Here is a 17,356-nt window from a genome sequence, read left to right as displayed (position 1 = left end):
CTCACTCCACCGTCACGGTGACGCTGTGCCAGCCGGTCGCGCCGGACGGGTACGGCGTCGCCCGCTGCTCGGTCTGCACGTCGCCGGTGCCGTCGGTCGCGCGTACCGAGAGCGTGTGAGGGCCGGGTGTCGCATCCCACTCATGGCGCCATTGAACCCAGGTGTCCGAGGAGGGTACGGGCAGCAGCTCCGCCTTGCGCCACGGCCGGTCGTCGACGCGTACCTCGACGGTGCGGATGCCACGGCCCTGCGCCCACGCCACCCCGGCGACCGTCACCTTCCCCGCGGCCGGCCGGGCGAAGGGCTGCGGGCGGTCGATCCGCGAGGCGGTCCTGACCGGCCCGTTCGCCGCCCAGCCGCGCCGGACCCAGTACGCGTCGAAGTCGGCGAACGTGGTGAGTTCCAGCTCGGTGACCCACTTGCAGGCGCCGGCGTAGCCGTACAGGCCGGGGGTCAGCATCCGCACCGGGAAGCCGTGTTCCAGCTGGAGCGGTTCCCCGTTCATGCCGACGCAGAGCATCGTGTCGCGGCCGTCGAGGGCTGTGGCGAGCGGCGTACCGATGGTCATGCCTTCCGCGGACCGCGCCACGATCTGGTCGGCCGCCGCGTCGACGCCGACCTCGGCCAGCAGCGGCGCCAGCGGTACGCCCAGCCACCGGGCCGTCCCGATGTACGGCCCGCCGACCTCGTTGGACACGCAGTTCAGCGTGATGTCGCGCTCGATGAGGGGCCGCTCGAGCAGGTCCGCGAGGGACAGCGAGACCTCGTCCCGGACCATGCCGTGGATCTTGAGCCGCCACCCGCCGGCGTCGATGCGGGGCACCGTCAGGGCGGTGTCGACCCGGTAGAGCTTGTCGGAGTAGAAGCCCGGCGCGATGCCGCTGGGCAGGGGTTTCGCGGGGTCCGCGGCCGCGGGCAGGGTGATCGCCTCGCGGGATTGGGCCACCGCGCCACCCTTGATCCGCTTGACCGTCTCGGCCGCGGCGCCGGCCACGACGGTTCCGCCGGCCACCAGCAACGCAGTCCGCAGGAAGCGGCGCCGGCCGGGTGGAGCGGGCGCGGCGGGCGCCCAGATCAGCAGGACCGTACCGGCGATCGCGGCGCCGAGCAGGGACGGCACGGCGTCGTACGCGATGGCGGCCGGCCGGGACAGCGCAGCGGCGGCGCCTGCGACACCGAAGATCGCGGCCCCGGCCACGGCGACCCACCGGCGGCGGGCGGCGAGAATGCCGACCACGGCGGTGAACAGCAGCAGGACCAGCACGATCGAGCCCAGCAACACCGGCTTGTCGTGCGTGCCGAGGGTCCGTACGGCGAACTCCTTGACCGGCGTCGGTGTCGCGTCGATGACCGCCCCGCCGACCGCGACCAGGGGTCCGGCCGCCGGCCGGGTGGCCGCCGCGAGGAGTTCCGCGGCGGCCACCCCGAGGGCGGCGGAGAGCATGCCGGCCAGGGCCGGACGCGTACGCCGGAGCACCGTGATCAGCTCTTCGGCATCAGGACGGAGTCGATGATGTAGACCGTCGCGTTCGCGGTCTGCACGTTGCCGCAGACGACCGAGGCGTCGCCGACCTTGAAATCGGTGCCGCTGCCGGTGACCTTGATCGAGTCACCCTCGAGGGTCTTGTGCGTGCCGGCCAGGTCGGCGGGCGCGAGCTTCCCCGGGACGACGTGGTACGTGAGGATGCTGGTCAGCGTCTTCTTGTCGGCGAGCACCTTGTTGAGGTCCTTCGACGGGATCTTCTCGAACGCGGAGTTCGCCGGCGCGAAGACGGTGATCGCCGGTGCGGTGTTGAGCGAGTCGACCAGCCCGGCCTTCTTCACGGCGGTGACCAGGGTGGACAGCACCGGGTTGCCCGAGGCGGCGGTGGCGACCGGCACCTGGGCCATCGCCTCGAAGCTGCCCGGGTTCGAGGAGTCCTTCGGCACGGCCGCGCAGCCGGAGCCGAAGTTGGTCATGGTGTCGGTGCCGGCGTCCGACGACATCATCGGCGCGGCCGAGGAGGTCATCGGCGCCGGCGCGGCGGCCGCTCCGGCATCGTCCGAGGTGGAGTCGTCGCCGCAGGCCGCCAGCGAGACGGAGAACAGGGCGGCCGCAGCGACTGCGGTGAACTTCGTGGCGCGCATTTCGTACCCCTCAGTAGTGGTATTTGCCTTCACTACTGATTCGGACCCGTATGCGCGCCGGATTGCTCTCAGGCCAAAGAAACTTTGGCGACCACTGTGCCCGGTCGCACCGAACCGCCCGCCGGCTCCAGCGACACCGCGAAGACGTCGTTGCCCGGAACCCCGTTGACCACCGCCACCGCGGACTGCTGCCCGGGGTTCATGACACCCGGCGAGACGGGCTTGCCGGTGCCGCGGATCGTCCACATCTGGAACGCCTGGCCGGCGCTGGGGGCCCGGTCGGCCTGGAGCGTCACCACGCTCGCGCCCTGCAACGCCGAGGACGCCACGGTCACCCGTCCGCCCCCCTTGACCGGCGCGGTGCGGACGACGAGGTCGGGAGCCGAGAGGATGGACTGCGTACGCTGCTGCTGCTGTTCGGCGGCCGAAGCGATCGCGCGCTCGTCGCGTACCCGCTGCTCCTGGATCGCGTAGACGGTCGTGCCCGTGCCCGCTGCCAGGACCACCGCGGCGGCCGCGGCCACCGAATACCGGCGCCAGCGGCTCTCCCGCGCCCGGCCGGCCGGTCCCGCCGCGTCCGGCGGCGGCAACTGCCGGGTCCGGCCGATCGCGGCCATGACCTCGGTCTTCAACCGCGGCGGCGGCACCGACCAGGTCCCGTCGGCCAGCCGGGCCGCGGTCTCCCGCAGCTCGTCGACCTCGGTACGGCAGCCCTCGCACTCGGCCAGGTGCCGTTCGAAGGCGACCCGTTCCAGGTCGTCCACCGCGTCCAGGGCATAGGCGCCCACCAGCGCGTGCACATCCATTCCGGTCATGCGGTCACCTCCACGCCCAGGCAGTCGCGCAGGCGGATCAGGCCGTCGCGCATCCGGGTCTTGACCGTGGGCAGCGGCGTCTCGAGCAGATCGGCCACCTCGCGGTACGAGTGGCCCTGGTAGTACGCGAGCGTCACGGCCTGCCGCTGCAGCTCGGTGAGATCGTCCATGCACCGGCGCACCTGCTGGCGCTCCAGCCGGCCGGCCACCTCGTCGACCACCTCGTCGTACGGCGTGTCGACCGAGGCGGCGCCGACCTTCAGGGTGCGGTCGGCGGAGGCCTGCTCGGCGCGTACCCGGTCGACGGCGCGCCGGTGGGCGATGGTGAACACCCAGGCGGTGGCCGACCCGCGGGCCGAGTCGAAGCGCGCGGCGGTGCGCCACACCTCGACGAGCACCTCCTGCGTCACCTCCTCGGCCTGCGCCGGGTCGCGCAGCACCCGCCGGATCAGCCCGAAGACGCGCGGCGCCACCAGGTCGTAGAGCCGCCCGAAGGCCGCCTCGTCACCCCGGGCGATCCCGCGCAACAGGTCGCCGACGTCCGTGGGCGGCGCCGGAACCGCCGCCAGATGGTCGGGCCGGTTCCGGGCCACGCCGTACTCCGCCATGCTGGCCCTCTCTTCGTCCACAGCCATTCAACGTCGATTCGGAGCCGGACGCTATGCGGATGGGCCGCCGTACAACCGAACCCGGCGAACTTCCGTCTAGCAGGTGTGTCGGCGACGGGAGCTGGGATGGCTGACGGGACGGATTCGGAGTACGTGGCGTACGTCCACGGGCGGGCGGCGGCGCTCCGGCGCACCGCGTACCTGCTGAGCGGCGACGTGCACCAGGCCGACGACCTGGTGCAGGAGACCATCACCAAGCTCTACGCGCGCTGGCCGCGGATGGGCCGGGTGGACAACCTCGACGGGTACGTGCACGCCATCCTGGTGCGCACGTTCCTCGACGAGAAGCGCCGGGGGTGGTGGAAGGTGCGGCTCGGCGCCCCACCGGAACGCCCGGTCCCGGCCGGCGGCCATCCGGACGTCGAGGAACGCACCGTGCTGCGCGCCGCGCTGTCCCAGGTGCCGCCCCGGCAGCAGGCCGTACTCGTCCTGCGGTTCCTCTGCGACCAGTCCGTCGCCGACGTCGCCCGGGCGCTGAACTGCAGCGAGGGCACCGTGAAGAGCCAGACGTCGCACGGGCTGGCGGCGCTGCGCCGCATCCTCGGCGACCGCATCGAGATCGGGAGCAACCAATGAGACACCACCTCGACGACGAGCGGTACGGCCGGGCGCTGCTGCGCCCCCTCGCGGGCGAGCCGGCCGGGCAGCCCCGCATCGACGTGTCCCGGGCCATGGCGCAGGGCCGGCGACGCCGCCTCACCCGCTGGTGGGCGAGCGGCACGGCGATCGTCGCGCTGACCGCCACCACCGCGGCGGGCGGCACGCTGGCGTTCTCGGCGGTGGGCCGGCCGGGCACCGCCCCGCGGCCGGTCGCCACCCCCGCGCCCTCGATCACCGCCGCCGCCCCGCTCGAGCGGCCGAAGGACTGCACGGTCACCCGGCTGCCCACCGGCGGCGTGGAGAAGGCGCTGGTCACCGGCGGCGACCCCAGCGGGCACTGGGTGGTCGGGCGGACGTACCCGGCCGGTAAGGACGACGGGTCACGTCCCCTGGTGATCTGGAAGGACGGCAAGATCGCCGACACCGTCCGGATCGGCGGGCAGGATCAGAGCTTCGAGGACATCAACAAGCGCGGCAATGCCGTGGGATACACCTTCGAGCCCGGGGTGCGACCGTACGCCTACAGCAACGGCAAGGTCACTCCGATCCCGGGCGGGGAGGCCGTCGCCCAGGCGATCAACGACGACGGCGTGGTGGTGGGCAGCCTCGGCCCCATCTACGAGGGGCTGCCCGTCCGCTGGTCCTCGATCACCGCCCAGCCGGAGAAGCTGCCCGTACCGCGCGGCACGGAGTCCGGCGCGGCGATCGACATCGACGAGGACGGCACCATCCTCGGCACGGTGTCGCCCAAGGGCAAGGAGGGCAGCGGATACCTGTGGCTGCCCGACGGCACCCACCGCGCGATGCCGCTACCGAAGATCGACGGGAAGAAGGCCACCATGTTCTGGCCGGCGTCGATCCGCAACGGCTGGGTGGTGGGACGTTCCGTCGTCGACACCGAGCAGGAGCGCCGGTTCGAGTTCTTCCGCTTCCGCATCGCCACCGGCCGGTACGAGCGCCTGCCGGACGACTCGGGCATGCCCGACCGGGTGGCCGCCAACGGGTGGATCATCGGGACGGCCCGGCGCCCCGTCATCACCAGCGACGGCAACGTGACGACGGAGCTGCCCGGGTACCGCAAGGCGAAGGGGCGGCAGGACTACCTGATCTCCAGTTTCAGCGATGACGGGCGGACCGCCGCGGGCTACTCCAGCGGCGAGGGCGTCTCCAACCACCCGCTGCTGTGGGAGTGCCGCTGACCCACCGCTAGCCCAGCTTGACGGTGGCCCCGGTGGAGATCGACTCGGCGGCCGCGGCGAGGATCGCGACGACCTCCGCGCCGAAGCGCACGTCGAGCGGCGACGCCGGGCCGCCGTTCGCGGCGCCGATCAGCGCGTCGACCGCGCGCCCGAACGCCTCCACCGGCAGCCACTCGACCGGGGGCACACCGGCGACGCCGGACTCGCCGTACAGCACGGCGTCCTCGCGTTCCAGCTTCGCCGGGGCGTCGACCGAGAGGGTCAGCGTGCTGATCGCGCCGCCGGCGTGCCGCAGCAGGACGTGGGTCATGTCGCGGGCGCCGGCCAGCGCGGTGACCTCGGTGACCCCGCCGAGCACCGGCAGCACGAGCGCGACCGCGTGCGGGCCGACGTCCCACAGCCCGCCGCTCTCCTTGCGCCAGGCGGACTCCCCGAACGGGTTGCCGGGCTGGAAGATCGAGCCGAGGTGGTCGATGCGCGCCTCGAGCCAGCCCCCGGTGGCCCGGGCCTGGTCGATGAAGGTCTGGATCGCCGGCATGAAGCGCCGGGTGAAGAAGACCACACTGGCGACGTCGTGCTCCGTCGCCGCGGCCACGATCTCCTGGGCGGCCACCGCGGTGAACGCCACGGGTTTGTCCAGCAGCAGGTGCTTGCCCGCGCGCGCCGCCCGCAGCGCGATGTCCGACTGCACGTCCGGCGGGAGGGCGACCGCGATCGCGTCCACGTCGGCGATCAGCGCGTCGATGTCCGCGTACGGCTTCGCGCCGTGCTCACCGGCCAGCTCGGCCGCCTTCTCCGCGTTGCGTCCCCACACGCCGACGAACTCGACGTCGTCGTGGGCCGCCAGCGCCGGAGCGTGCGCCTGGTGGGCCCAGGGCCCCGTGCCGAAGAGTCCGAACCGCATGCCGTGCCGCCTTCCGCCGCTGATCACCCGGGCGAAAGCTAACACGCGCCGGCTGGTCAGTACGCTGTGCCGGTGATGAACGGCCCCCTCTCGATCGCCGTGATCGTGGTGGCGCTGGCGCTGGCGGTCTGGTACCTGATCCGGACGGCCCTCGACCGCCGCCCGACCAACGCCGACCTGTGGTCCATGCTCGGCCTCGGCGCGCTGGTGGCGGTCCTGGTCGTGGTCGCCGTGGTCGGCTTGTTCATCGGCGACCGCCCGGCCGAATGGACCACGTTCGTCGGCTACCTCATCACCACGGTCGCCTTCGCGCCGGTCGCGGTGTACCTCGCGCGCCTCGAGCCGACCCGCTGGGGCACCCTCATCCTCGGCGTCGCCGCGCTGACGCTGCCGGTCCTCGTGCTGCGCCTGCAGCAGATCGCGGAGGTGACCAGTGGCTGAGCAGCCCACCCCGGCCCCGGCCCGCCCCCGGGACGCGGCCATCGGGACCGGCCTCGGCCGGGTTTTGCTTCTCGTGTACGGGATCTTCGCGCTGTCGGCGAGCGCCCGCGCCCTGGTCCAGATCACCACGCACTTCTCCGAGGCGCCGCTGGCGTACCTGCTGTCGGCGTTCGCCGGCCTGGTCTACATCGCGGCGACGGTGGGTCTGGCGATCGGCGGGGCACGCGGTCGCCTGATGGCGCTGACCAGCTGCTCGATCGAGCTGATCGGCGTGCTGGTGGTGGGCACGCTGAGCATCGCGGACGCGGTCGCGTTCCCGGACGACACGGTCTGGTCACGCTACGGCAGCGGGTACGGCTACGTCCCGCTCGTGCTGCCCTTCATCGGCCTCTGGTGGCTCTGGCGCAACCGCCCGCGCCCCTGAAACGACACACCGCCGGCCCGGCAGGAGCCGGACCGGCGGGTGCGATGTGGGTAGGGAGTCGTCAGCTCGCCTGGCACGACGGGGTGGCGGTGGGACCCGTGCCGGTCCCCTGGAAGCCGAACTCGGTGTTGCCGCCGGCCGGGATCTGCCCGTTGTAGCTGACGTTGCGGAAGCTCACGGCGCCGCTCGTGCCGCTGTTCGTCGCGCTCCAGGTGCTGGTCACCGCGCCACCGGACGGGATGGTCAGGCTGACCGTCCAGCCGTTGACCGCGGCGGAACCGGCGGTGACCCGTACGTTCGCCACGTACCCACCGTTCCAGGAGTTCAGCGTCACCGACGCGGAGCAGGCGCCCGTCCCGGGGTTCGGCGGCGGCGAGCTCGGCGAGCTGGGCGGCGGGTTGTTGGTGCCGCCGGCGTTCAGCGCGTTCAGCACCGAGGTGTACGCGGCCTTCTTGTTCCCGGAGTTGTCGAACAGCAGCGGGTTCTCGCCGGTACGCCACGAGTCGCTGTCGCGGATGCCCCAGACCGTGATGCCGGTGCAGCGGGACACCGCCATGCAGGCCTTGGTGACCGAGGCGTAGACGTTCGCCTGGTTGGAGCCCTGGGCGACGTCGAGCTCGGTGATCTGGACGTCGACCCCCGCGTCGGCGAAGCGCTGCAGGTTGGCCTGGTAGTCGCCGGGGATGCCGGTGCCGAGGTGCGACTGGAAGCCGACGCAGTCGATCGGCACGCCGCGGGCCTTGAAGTCCTTGACCATGTTGAGCACGCCGGTCGACTTCGCGTTGACGCCGTCGGTGTTGTAGTCGTTGTAGCAGAGCTTGGCGTTGGGGTCGGCCGCCCGGGCGGCGCGGAACGCCGCCTCGATCCAGTCGTTGCCGGTGCGCTGCAGGTTCGAGTCGCGGCGGCCACCGCTGCCACCGTCGGCGAACGCCTCGTTCACCACGTCCCAGGCGTAGATCTTGCCCCGGTAGTGGGTGGCGACCTGGGTGACGTGGTTGATCGCGGCGTTGCGCAGCGCGGTGCCGGACATCGACTGCGCCCAGCCCGGCTGCTGCTGGTGCCAGAGCAGGGCGTGTCCGCGCACCTTGGCGCCCATCGAGATGCCCTGGTTCAGGATGCGGTCGCCGCCGCTGTAGTTGAACTGGTTCTGGTTGGGTTCGGTGGCGTCCCACTTCATCTCGTTCTCCGGAGTCACCGAGTTGAACTCGGTGGTCAGGATGCGGCTGTAGGTGGAGTCACCGAGCTTGCCGGCCGCGATCGCGGCGCCGAAGTAGCGGCCGGTCTGCGCGGCCGAGGCGCCGAGGGTGGAGGCCGCTTCGGCGGTGCCGACGACGGCTACGCCGGCGGCGAGGACGGTGGCCGCGGCGCTCGAGAGCAGCAGGACGCGACGTCTTCCGAGTGGGGGCATGGTGGGGGAACCTTCCGGTGTCGGAGCGTGGGAGCGCTTCCATGGGGTAGCCCCATATTGCCCCCAGGTTTCCCGGACCCTCAAGATCCGACTTTCTGGGCGGGCCACCCATAACGCTTTTCAGCGTGGCGGTCGCACCCGGAACGAGCCGTCGGCCCGGAACGCGTCGCTGCCGTCGAACTGATCGATCCACAGTTGATCGCCCACGTGGCGCAGGAAGAATCCCCGGTAGTTGAACGACTCCAGCGCCACCGAATCGGCCACGAAGCCGTCCCGGCCGCAGAACGTCGCATCCCGCCGGAAGAGGACGGTCCCCTCGTCCGCGCTGAGCCGCAGCCGGAACGAAGAATGTCGCAGGTAGCGGCCGTCCGGCCGGCGGAACGAGAAGCACGACGCGTCGGCGAGACCGGGCTCGGCCATCAGGGTGGTTCGCTCGCGCGTCGCGGCGTCGCTCCCCGGGCCGATCGTGGCGAGCACCCCCTGATCACCCGTCACGGCGACGAAGCGACCTGCCGAGGTGGCCGACTCCAGCGACACCCGGCCGGCCCGCAGCGCCCCGGCGGGCGGATCCGGCTGCGGCGGTCCGGGCCGAGGCAGCGCCCGCGCCGCCGCGACGCTCGAACGGGTCAGCGGCACGACGGCGGTGGCCGATGCCGTGACGCCGACGACCAGCATCCCCGACGCGACCGTGGCCGCCAGCGGATGAGCGACGGCCACCTGGACGATCCGCCCCAGCCACGAGCTGAGCACGGCACCGCTGGGGAACGTCTTGCCGGCCACCGCGGCGGTCAGCGCGACGGGCACGGGAAGCAGTGCGATCCCTGCCAGCAGGCGGTCCAGCGGGATGAGCCCACCGGAGGCGGCGCCGCAGACCCGGCACGACTCGACGTGCCGGGTCAGGCGCTTGCGCCAGTAGCCGCTCGGGACACCGTCCCACTCCGCCGCGACGTCGCCGAGCACGTCACAGCCGGGCATCGCCTCGAGCGCCGCGACGACCCGCCGGGCGGCCTCGAGCTGCTCGCGCGTCCGCTGGATCCGTACGCCGGCATGAGCGACGCTCGTCCCCAGGGCCGCGGCGACGTCACGGCGGGTCAGCTCGCCGACCGCCTCCAGCCACCACAGCGAGTACACGGTGCGCTCCTCGGCGCCCATCCACCGGGTCGCGTGGCCCACCTGGCGGCGCTGACCGGCCAGCTCGGTCCGGAGCACCGCCGGCCCTTCCACCTCCGCACCGGCATCCGGACGGCCGGCCACCTCGTCCAAGGGCACCGAGCGGCGGGCGGCGAGGTCCTCGCGGGACAGGTGGCTGCCGATCTGGCGTACGGCGATCGCGGCGAGCCACGGCCGGAAGCTGCCCGGCGACCGCAGGTCGGACAGCTGCCGCAGCGCCCGCACCATGACGTCCTGCACCACGTCGTCCACGCCGGGATCGTCGTGCAGCGCCTGCCGGACGAGCGCGTACACCATCGGCAGGTGACGGCGTGCCAGCTCGTCCCACGCCGCCCGGTCGCCGGCACGCGCAGCGACGACGACGGCTTCCTCGCGGGCGTGGGTCGGCTGGGCCACGGCAGTGTCCTGACTCGGGTACGGAGCGGCCGAAAAGTGAACGGTAACATTGATGAAACCGTTTCGTCATTGCTCTCGGCCGGCCCGGCCCCGGGTCAGGCGATGAGGTGCGCTCAGCGCTCAGCGATGCGCCGATAACGTCGGTGGGGCGAGCGAGCGGGTGCAGTGAACGCAATCCGCCCTTGGGCCTCGAGCGTGTTCAAGGCTCGAAGAACCTTCGTCCAGCTCAGGCCCGTACGTTGTTCCAGCTCCCGGCGACTCAACTCGGATTGATCCGTGAACGCGGCCAACACCTCGTCTTCGACGCTCCTCGCAGGCGGTAGTGCTTCGAACCCGCGTTCGGCACTGCCGTCGGCAGGGGCCAGAAGATAGCGAGCATGGCGCCGTTCACCGATCCGCACCGCGACCCCCCGGTTGACGAGATCGGAAAGTTCGGCGGTCGCGCGGTGCGCCTCCAGACCCAGATTTCGCATGGAACCGTTCGTCACCGGACGACCTGCGCGCATCTCCGCCAGAGCCAGATGCTGTGTCGGCGTGAGGCCCGCCTGACCGAGGCCGGCGATCCACCTCATGGTTTCGTCACCCAGCAGGGCATGCCTCGGCATGACGACCTTGAAGCGAGTGATACGACTGTGGAACTCGGGTGGCGGCGATCCGATCCGGCGGAGTTCTCGGAGCATCGTCGGGATTCCGCTGGCCCGGTTCTCGCACACCATGCGGCCGCTCTCCGGCAGACGGACGTCCTGCAGCACCTTCGCCAACACGGAATTGCGCGTCGACGTGACCCCTTCACCGCCCAAGTCGTCCGTCGTCACTGCGCCGAACAATCCCCCCGGATTGGCGATGACCAGCCGGTCCGCGTACAACGTGATCTGCACGGGCGTTCCCCGCGAGTACGGTGAGTAGTCTCGATGCAGGAGAGCGTTGGCGACGGCCTCGCGGACGGCCTCCGCCGGGTAGTCGTACACATCGGTACGTCCGGTGCCTTCGACGAACGATCGCACGGAGGTGTTGCGCAGGACGGCCGTGACGGCTTCATCGACGATCATGGGGATCGGCCCGTCGAAGGATCTGTTGTCGAGGAAGCGAGGCCCGTTGATCGGCACATCCTCGGCCGACAGCCCGGGATAGACCACAAAGGTCACATTGAGCTGCGGAAAGAACTGCTGCGGATACCCGCCGAGCGCCAAGAGTCCACCGAGCGTCGGCCGGAGACGCCCATCAGGGCCCTCAGCCAGGACGTTGAGTCTCCGTAGCACCTGCTCCGACGGGAGACCCGCGAAGGCCCGCGGCTGCCGAACACGAACTCTGTCGACCAGAGCTCGCAGCTCCGCAGAATCCAGATCTTCGAGGGAAGCGCCGGCGACAGGCTGCCGGTCGTCTTCCGGCTGGCCCCGGTTGGTGTGGAGCAGGTGGATCTCGAAATCCGTCAGCCGACGGTCGCCGTCTCCACCCCGCGTGAAGGACCCGTTGTACTCACCGCGAGCGGCGACGTAACACGGCTTGAAGCGCGGGTCGAGTTCGCCGACCTCTCCCACGACCACTAGTGAACCCTCGAAGGGCACGATGTCGATCTCGGCGCGTACCGGCGGGTGCAGGTCGTCGCTGCACGCTGCGGCGAGGGCGTCGCGGATCCGCGCCGCGTCGAATCCAGCCGCAGGACGGAAGTCATCGTTTTCGTCCAGACCCAGAAGCAGCGTGCCGCCACGGTCGTTGCTGAATGCGCTCAGCGTGTCCCGTACGGACTTCGGCAGACCTCCGGCCGCTGCCTTGACCTCCACGTCCGTGAGGTCCGTACGCGCTTGCCGCAGCAAGGCCACAAGCCTTGCCAGTTCCGGACCGCCCACCGCCACCTCCTTGCTAAAGTCTTTTGCAAAAGACTTTAGCAAGCAGCCGTGACCATGTCAGCTGATGAGGTGCGGGAGGAAGTTGCAGCGGTCCTTCGTGACCAGGCCATCCGTGCCCAGCCCCTCGCGGATGCCCATGCCCGCCGGCTCGCCGTCGATCAGCCAGGAGCCGATCACCGGGTGCACCGTCCCCTCCAGACCGTCGTACGAGGGCAGCTCCAGCAGCTCCTGCACCACGAACCGGCCGTCCGCGCCGTACTCGGAGGGGTGTTCGGTGATCGTCACCCCGTCCTTGACCAGGGTGACCGATCCGCCCTCCCGACCCCAGACGGGCTTCTTCGCGTAGCTGGTCAGCTTGGCCGCCGACGAGGACTCCGCGAAGTACGCCGGGAGAAGGTACTTGCTGCGCTCCGGGTCATCGCCGAACAGCTTCCACAGCACCGGCAGCAGCGCCTTGTTGCCCAGCAGCGCGGCCTTGTACGGAGGCTCGATCCACACCGTGCCGCGTTTCGCCGGGTCGGCCATGTTGCGGAAGAAGGCCTTGCCGCCCTCCTCGTTCCAGAACCACTCCCACGGGTACAGCATGAAGATCACGTCGATCGGCTCGGCCTTGTGTTCCTGGCCCGGGGCGGGGACGAAGAGCACGCGGTCGCCCGCGACGTCCCAGCCGATCTGGCTCATGGCGATGAGCTCGACCGGGTAGCCGGCCTCCTCCGCCGTGGCCATCAGGTAGGCGACGTTCATCCGGTCCTCACCGGACGTCTCGCTCGTCTCGTACGCGAAGAAGATCTTCGGCTTCTCCGGCAGCCAGGGCCGGGCCTCGCGCAGCTTGCCGATGTTGCGCCGCCAGGCGCCCGGGTTGGCGGGCTCGCCGTCGGCGGCCTCCCAGCCGACGAGGCGGTCGTGGATGGAGTTCCACTGCCGCCAGGGGTGCTGGGTGAGGTTGGTCTGGTCCACCCAGTGCCACTGGATGACCGCGGACTCGACCAGCGACGTGGGGGTCTGCGCGTTGAACTCGAGCAGCCGGGGAACGCTGCCGGCGCCGTCGTACCAGAGGTCGAAGCGGCCGTAGATGCTCGGCGAGTAGTCCGGCGTCTGCATCGGGACCATGTTGTCGGGGTCCTTGTCGCCGTGGGTCCAGGTCTCCGCGTCACCGTCGAACCACGTACGGATGATCTGCTCGTGGGCGTACTCCGGGATGCCGATCTTCGTCAGGAAGCAGCTCTTCGGGGTGCACACCGAGGCGAAGTAGCCCTGGCGGCGGCCCTCCAGCGTGCGCCGCGGGCACTGCCGGACCATCCAGTCGCCGGCGTCGAGGCACATCTGGTGCAGCACCGAGGTCGCCGTCTCCAGCTCCTCGATCTCCGCCTCGGTGAACTCGTAGTACGGCCCCTCCTGCCAGTACGAGATCATCGTCCCGTCGGGCAGCTCGGTGTCGTTGTAGGTCAGCCCGAGGCTGTAGTTGGTGAGCCGCCAGCCGTCGCGGACCGGCCCGTACGGGACCCGGCGCACGGCTCAGCCACCCGACCGGCTGGACTTGCCGGACGTGCCGCTGCCACCCTTGCCGACGACGCTGGTCTTCACCGTGCCGTTGCTGATCCGGCCGCTGGACGGCAGCCCGAACCTCGACCGCGACGCCTTGTCGTTGTACGCGAACTTCTGACCGCCCGCGGGCAGCCGCGAGCCGACCGGGTAGCCGGAGCGGTAGCTGGTCGAGTGCCAGATGAAGAAGCCGCCGCCGAAGCCACCGCCGCCGTCGTTGTCGTCGTCGCAGTAGTCCTCGTCGACGATGGTCCCGTTCTCGTCGGCGCAGTAGAAGCCCTCGTCCTGGTAATCGTCACCGTTGTCGCACGCCGCGGCGCCGCCGGCGGCCAGCAGCAGGAATGTGCTGGTCAGCGCCACACTACGAGAGCTCATCCGTCGGTTCACTGAACGCTTCTCCGCCCTTTCGCCCATCGGGGTCGCCCACCTACCTGTGTAGCGACCCCGATCAAGGCAAACGCTACCCGCGGGGACCGCCGGCCACGTAGATCACCTGGCCGGACACGAACCCCGCTCCCTCACTGACCAGGAAGGATACGGTGTTGGCGACGTCTTCGGGACGGCCCGCCCGGCCGACGGGAATCTGACTGATCGCCGCCTTCTCGAAGTCCGCGAAGTCGACGCCGACGCGCGCGGCGGTGGCGGCGGTCATGTCGGTCACGATGAAGCCCGGCGCGACCGCGTTGGCGGTGATGCCGAAGCGGCCCAGCTCGATCGCGAGCGTCTTGGTGAAGCCCTGCAGCCCGGCCTTGGCGGCGGCGTAGTTGGCCTGGCCCCGGTTGCCCAGGGCGGACGTGCTGGACAGGCTGACGATGCGGCCGAAGCCGGCGTCCACCATGTGCTTCTGCACCGCCCGGCTGAACAGGAACGCGCCGCGCAGGTGGACCGCCATGACGGTCTCCCAGTCGTCGTCGCTCATCTTGAACAGCAGGTTGTCGCGCAGCACCCCGGCGTTGTTCACCAGGACGGTGGGCGCGCCCAGCTCGTTGACCACCTTCTCGACCGCCGCGGTGACCTGGGCCGGGTCGGACACGTCGGCGCCGACCGCGAGCGCGGTCCCGCCCGCGTCGTGGATCGCCGTGACCGTGCCGGCGCACGCGCCCTCGTCGAGGTCGACGACCGCGACGGCCAGGCCGTCGGCGGCGAGCTTGCGCGCAGTCGCCTCACCGATGCCGCGCGCGGCTCCGGTGACGATCGCTACCCGACTCGGCTGGGTCATTCGTGGCCTCCCGCAGATCTGGTTTTCGGCCGACTCTAGCCGAGTTGTTACCGGCGGGTCACCAACGGAGCCGTGGCTTAATTCACTTCGAGTGCAGGTTGTTCACGGCTTGCGGCAGAGCCGGATCCAGCGGTATCCGTACCCGGCCACGGGCAGCGCGTCGAGCTTGCCGAGATCCGGGTACTCGCTGTCGGCGAGCACGTCGTTGGGGAACTGTGCCTCCGGCTCCAGCGAGCTCAGGTCCACGACGCCGTCGTCCGGGCCGAGGTTGTGGATGAAGACCATCGTCCCGGTGGTGTCGTCGGCCCGGTGCACGAGCACCCCCGGCGGCACCGGCACGTCGACGTGCTTGCAGGTGCCGCTGCCGACCTCCGGGGCCTCGCGCAGCGTGCGGATCATCCGCTCGAACCAGGACAGCAGCGACGCCGGGTCGTGCCGCTGCAGCGTCACGTTGACCGTCTCGTAGCCGTACTCCGGGTCGGAGACGACCGGGCGGACCAGGTCCTTGGGCGCTGCCGTCGAGAAGCCGCCGTTGGGCAGGGAGGACCACTGCATAGGCGTACGGATGGCGTCGCGCCCCTTCTGCGAGAGGTCGTCACCCATGCCGATCTCCTCGCCGTACCGCAGCACCGGAGTGCCCCTCAGGCTGAACTGCAGGGCGTACGCGAGCTCGATGCGCCGCCGGTCGCCGCCCAGCATCGGGGCGAGCCGGCGCCGGATGCCGCGGCCGTACAGCTGCATGTTCTCGTCGGGGCCGAACTCGGCGAAGACGTCGTTGCGCTGCTCGGCGGTGAGCCGGGAGAGGTCGACCTCGTCGTGGTTGCGCAGGAACGTCGCCCACTGACCGCCGTCCGGCAGGGCCGGGGTGTCGCGCAGCGCGTCGATGATCTGCTCCGGGTCGTGGCGGGCCAGCGCCAGCATCAGCCGGCCGTTGAGCATGAAGTCGAAGAGCATGTGGATGCGGTTCGAGGAGCCGCCGCCGTCACCGAAGAAGTGCTTGAGCTGGTCCGGTTCGACGTTGGCCTCGGCGAGCAGGACCGCGTCGCCCTTGCGCCACTGGATGTGCTGGCGCAGGTCGGTGAGGAAGGCCAGGTCCTTGGGCGACTGCGGATTGCCCGGCTCGGTCTCCTCGATGATGAACGGCACCGCGTCCATCCGGAAACCGGCGACACCCAGCTGGAGCCAGAAGGCGCAGATCTTCTTGATCTCCTCGCGGACCTGCGGGTTGGTGATGTTGAGGTCCGGCTGGAACTTGTAGAAGCGGTGGTAGTACCACTGCTTGGCGGTCCGGTCGTAGGTCCACGTCTCGTTCTGCTCGCCGGGGAAGACCATGCCCTGGTGGCGGTCCGGCGGCTGGGTCTCGGACCAGACGTACCAGTCCCGGTACGGCGAGTCCGGCGACGACCGCGCCGACTGGAACCACGGGTGCTGGTCGGAGGTGTGGTTGACGACCAGGTCGATGATGACCTTGATGCCCCGGTTGCCCGCCTGGTGCAGCAGCTCCGCGAAGTCACCAAGGTTCCCGAAGCGCGGGGCCACGTTGTAGAAGTCCTCGACGTCGTAGCCGTCGTCGCGGTTCGGGGTGGGATGGATCGGGTTGAGCCACAGGCACGTCACGCCCAGCCGGGCGAGGTAGTCCAGCCGCCCGATCAGGCCGCGGAGATCACCGACGCCGTCGCCGTTCGAGTCGGCGAAAGTGTCGATGTCCAGGCAATAGACGACTGCCTTCTCATACCACCGGTCGCTCATGCGGCTCTACATGACCCGAGCGCCGCCGCAGGAAACCCCGGACCCACTCCACGGGACGAACCTTCTCGAGTGCCAGGAAGCTCGCGAGCGCGGCGAGGTGCGGTGCGAACGAGATCGTGATGGTCGCGAACGTGACGGCGTGGAACGAGTAGAAGAACGCGACCGCGCGGTTGCGCCACCTGCCGTGGAGCAGGAAGATCGCCGGGCTCGCCAGCTCGAAGAACATGATCCCGAACTGCGCGAGGATCAACAGGTACGGCACCCCGGCGATGAGGTCGGCGAACTCCGTGCCGCGCCGGACGATCGCCCGGGCGAGCACCGAGCTGGTCACCCAGTCGAGCCCGCCGAACCGCACCTTCGCCCAGGCCGCCAGGAAGTACGTGCACACGACCGCGATCTGGGTGACCCGCAGCGCCCAGCCGCCGGCCTCCGTCCGCGTCGGATCGCCGTGCCGCGCCCGCCCCACCGTCGGCAGCGCGGCCAGCGCCACGAGCAGGCCGACCCGGTCGTGGTCGACCTTGCCGTAGCTCATCGCGATGATCATCCACTCGAAGTACAGCGCGAAGACCGTCCAGCCGAGCAGCCGGGGCGCACGCCCGGTGGCAGCCGCCAGCGACACCGCCAGCAGCACCCAGAAGATGGCGTGCACCAGCAGCGACGTGGGCGTGGGCAGGTGCAGCAGCCGGCCCACGAGCAGCGGCTCGTAGAGGTCGCCGGGGGTGCTCGCGTGGTGGCGTACCCAGGGCGTGAAGATCACCAGGTCGGCGGCGACGAAGAGGTAGATCAGGGTCCGGAACGCGGCGACGCGGCCCTTCGGCACGGGCTCGGTCAGCCACGAGACCACGCG

The 17,356-nt window shown here is 70.7% G+C and carries 17 protein-coding genes; 4 read left to right on the top strand and 13 right to left on the bottom strand.

Going from position 1 to position 17,356, the window contains the following annotated elements; all coding sequences use genetic code 11:
- Window position 1: 1 nt before the first annotated feature.
- The 4 genes from IT780_RS12380 to IT780_RS12365 form a co-directional block, all read right to left on the bottom strand.
- The gene (locus IT780_RS12380; protein ID WP_199511937.1) at window positions 2-1,444 is read right to left on the bottom strand and encodes a molybdopterin-dependent oxidoreductase; all 1,443 of its coding nucleotides are present in this window, start codon (window positions 1,442-1,444) and stop codon (window positions 2-4) included.
- Between the two features lie 38 nt (window positions 1,445-1,482).
- Complete coding sequence (locus IT780_RS12375; RefSeq protein WP_199511640.1) at window positions 1,483-2,127, bottom strand: fasciclin domain-containing protein; 645 nt, start codon at window positions 2,125-2,127, stop codon at window positions 1,483-1,485.
- A 68-nt stretch (window positions 2,128-2,195) separates the two neighbouring features.
- A complete protein-coding gene (locus tag IT780_RS12370; protein ID WP_199511639.1) occupies window positions 2,196-2,942 on the bottom strand; it encodes an anti-sigma factor in 747 nt (248 codons plus the stop codon).
- Window positions 2,939-3,550, bottom strand: a complete 612-nt coding sequence (locus tag IT780_RS12365; protein ID WP_199511936.1) for a sigma-70 family RNA polymerase sigma factor — start codon at window positions 3,548-3,550, stop codon at window positions 2,939-2,941. Before IT780_RS12365 ends, IT780_RS12370 begins: the two co-directional genes overlap by 4 nt.
- Before the next feature lie 126 nt (window positions 3,551-3,676).
- Between IT780_RS12365 and IT780_RS12360 the strand changes: the two genes are divergently transcribed.
- Together IT780_RS12360 and IT780_RS12355 are read left to right on the top strand one after the other, a co-directional pair.
- Window positions 3,677-4,186, top strand: coding sequence for a SigE family RNA polymerase sigma factor (locus IT780_RS12360; protein ID WP_199511638.1), 510 nt, complete (start codon window positions 3,677-3,679; stop codon window positions 4,184-4,186).
- Window positions 4,183-5,409: a hypothetical protein gene (locus IT780_RS12355; protein ID WP_199511637.1), complete on the top strand. Its 1,227-nt coding sequence runs from the start codon at window positions 4,183-4,185 to the stop codon at window positions 5,407-5,409. Before IT780_RS12360 ends, IT780_RS12355 begins: the two co-directional genes overlap by 4 nt.
- A gap of 7 nt (window positions 5,410-5,416) precedes the next feature.
- Here IT780_RS12355 and IT780_RS12350 read toward each other — a convergent pair whose 3' ends face one another.
- Window positions 5,417-6,313, bottom strand: coding sequence for a Gfo/Idh/MocA family protein (locus tag IT780_RS12350; RefSeq protein ID WP_199511636.1), 897 nt, complete (start codon window positions 6,311-6,313; stop codon window positions 5,417-5,419).
- A 75-nt stretch (window positions 6,314-6,388) separates the two neighbouring features.
- Here IT780_RS12350 and IT780_RS12345 point away from each other — a divergent pair, with 75 nt between their 5' ends.
- Together IT780_RS12345 and IT780_RS12340 are read left to right on the top strand one after the other, a co-directional pair.
- Window positions 6,389-6,754 (top strand): hypothetical protein, encoded by a 366-nt coding sequence (locus tag IT780_RS12345; RefSeq protein ID WP_199511935.1) that lies wholly within the window; start codon window positions 6,389-6,391, stop codon window positions 6,752-6,754.
- Window positions 6,747-7,178: a hypothetical protein gene (locus tag IT780_RS12340; protein WP_199511635.1), complete on the top strand. Its 432-nt coding sequence runs from the start codon at window positions 6,747-6,749 to the stop codon at window positions 7,176-7,178. Before IT780_RS12345 ends, IT780_RS12340 begins: the two co-directional genes overlap by 8 nt.
- 61 nt (window positions 7,179-7,239) lie before the next feature.
- On the opposite strand, the gene IT780_RS12335 is transcribed toward IT780_RS12340, so the two are convergent.
- The 8 genes from IT780_RS12335 to IT780_RS12300 all read right to left on the bottom strand — a co-directional run bounded on the left by IT780_RS12335 (window position 7,240) and on the right by IT780_RS12300 (window position 17,353).
- Window positions 7,240-8,586 carry a glycoside hydrolase family 10 protein gene (locus tag IT780_RS12335; protein WP_199511634.1) on the bottom strand — a complete coding sequence of 449 codons (1,347 nt, stop codon included), beginning with the start codon at window positions 8,584-8,586 and terminating at the stop codon, window positions 7,240-7,242.
- Window positions 8,587-8,706: 120 nt separating this feature from the next.
- Window positions 8,707-10,152 carry a sigma-70 family RNA polymerase sigma factor gene (locus tag IT780_RS12330; protein WP_199511633.1) on the bottom strand — a complete coding sequence of 482 codons (1,446 nt, stop codon included), beginning with the start codon at window positions 10,150-10,152 and terminating at the stop codon, window positions 8,707-8,709.
- Between the two features lie 113 nt (window positions 10,153-10,265).
- Entirely contained in the window at window positions 10,266-11,999 is a 1,734-nt protein-coding gene (locus IT780_RS12325; RefSeq protein WP_199511632.1) for an ATP-binding protein, read from the bottom strand.
- A gap of 57 nt (window positions 12,000-12,056) precedes the next feature.
- Window positions 12,057-13,511, bottom strand: coding sequence for a glutathionylspermidine synthase family protein (locus tag IT780_RS12320; RefSeq protein ID WP_199511631.1), 1,455 nt, complete (start codon window positions 13,509-13,511; stop codon window positions 12,057-12,059).
- A gap of 3 nt (window positions 13,512-13,514) precedes the next feature.
- The gene (locus tag IT780_RS12315) at window positions 13,515-13,916 is read right to left on the bottom strand and encodes a hypothetical protein (protein WP_199511630.1); all 402 of its coding nucleotides are present in this window, start codon (window positions 13,914-13,916) and stop codon (window positions 13,515-13,517) included.
- Window positions 13,917-14,001: 85 nt separating this feature from the next.
- A complete protein-coding gene (fabG, locus tag IT780_RS12310; RefSeq protein WP_199511629.1) occupies window positions 14,002-14,760 on the bottom strand; it encodes a 3-oxoacyl-ACP reductase FabG in 759 nt (252 codons plus the stop codon).
- 102 nt (window positions 14,761-14,862) lie between these two features.
- Window positions 14,863-16,509, bottom strand: a complete 1,647-nt coding sequence (locus IT780_RS12305; protein ID WP_199511628.1) for an alpha-amylase family protein — start codon at window positions 16,507-16,509, stop codon at window positions 14,863-14,865.
- Window positions 16,490-17,353: an HTTM domain-containing protein gene (locus tag IT780_RS12300; protein WP_199511934.1), complete on the bottom strand. Its 864-nt coding sequence runs from the start codon at window positions 17,351-17,353 to the stop codon at window positions 16,490-16,492. The genes IT780_RS12305 and IT780_RS12300 overlap by 20 nt, the downstream gene beginning before the upstream one ends.
- Between the last annotated feature and the right edge of the window lie 3 nt (window positions 17,354-17,356).

It is taken from the genome of Nucisporomicrobium flavum (genome assembly GCF_016464385.1).
Lineage (GTDB): Bacteria > Actinomycetota > Actinomycetes > Mycobacteriales > Micromonosporaceae > Actinoplanes > Actinoplanes flavus_A.
This window is presented reverse-complemented; position numbering and strand designations above follow the sequence as displayed.

Excerpts from the sequence above, each read along its gene's own strand:
- IT780_RS12355 (WP_199511637.1), top strand. The coding sequence starts at position 4,183 with ATGAGACACCACCTCGACGACGAGCGGTACGGCCGGGCGCTGCTGCGC.
- IT780_RS12305 (WP_199511628.1), bottom strand. The coding sequence starts at position 16,509 with ATGAGCGACCGGTGGTATGAGAAGGCAGTCGTCTATTGCCTGGACATC.
- IT780_RS12360 (WP_199511638.1), top strand. The coding sequence starts at position 3,677 with ATGGCTGACGGGACGGATTCGGAGTACGTGGCGTACGTCCACGGGCGG.
- IT780_RS12365 (WP_199511936.1), bottom strand. The coding sequence starts at position 3,550 with ATGGCGGAGTACGGCGTGGCCCGGAACCGGCCCGACCATCTGGCGGCG.
- IT780_RS12335 (WP_199511634.1), bottom strand. The coding sequence starts at position 8,586 with ATGCCCCCACTCGGAAGACGTCGCGTCCTGCTGCTCTCGAGCGCCGCG.
- IT780_RS12370 (WP_199511639.1), bottom strand. The coding sequence starts at position 2,942 with ATGACCGGAATGGATGTGCACGCGCTGGTGGGCGCCTATGCCCTGGAC.
- IT780_RS12375 (WP_199511640.1), bottom strand. The coding sequence starts at position 2,127 with ATGCGCGCCACGAAGTTCACCGCAGTCGCTGCGGCCGCCCTGTTCTCC.
- IT780_RS12315 (WP_199511630.1), bottom strand. The coding sequence starts at position 13,916 with ATGAGCTCTCGTAGTGTGGCGCTGACCAGCACATTCCTGCTGCTGGCC.
- IT780_RS12380 (WP_199511937.1), bottom strand. The coding sequence starts at position 1,444 with ATGCTCTCCGCCGCCCTCGGGGTGGCCGCCGCGGAACTCCTCGCGGCG.
- IT780_RS12345 (WP_199511935.1), top strand. The coding sequence starts at position 6,389 with ATGAACGGCCCCCTCTCGATCGCCGTGATCGTGGTGGCGCTGGCGCTG.
- IT780_RS12350 (WP_199511636.1), bottom strand. The coding sequence starts at position 6,313 with ATGCGGTTCGGACTCTTCGGCACGGGGCCCTGGGCCCACCAGGCGCAC.
- fabG (WP_199511629.1), bottom strand. The coding sequence starts at position 14,760 with ATGACCCAGCCGAGTCGGGTAGCGATCGTCACCGGAGCCGCGCGCGGC.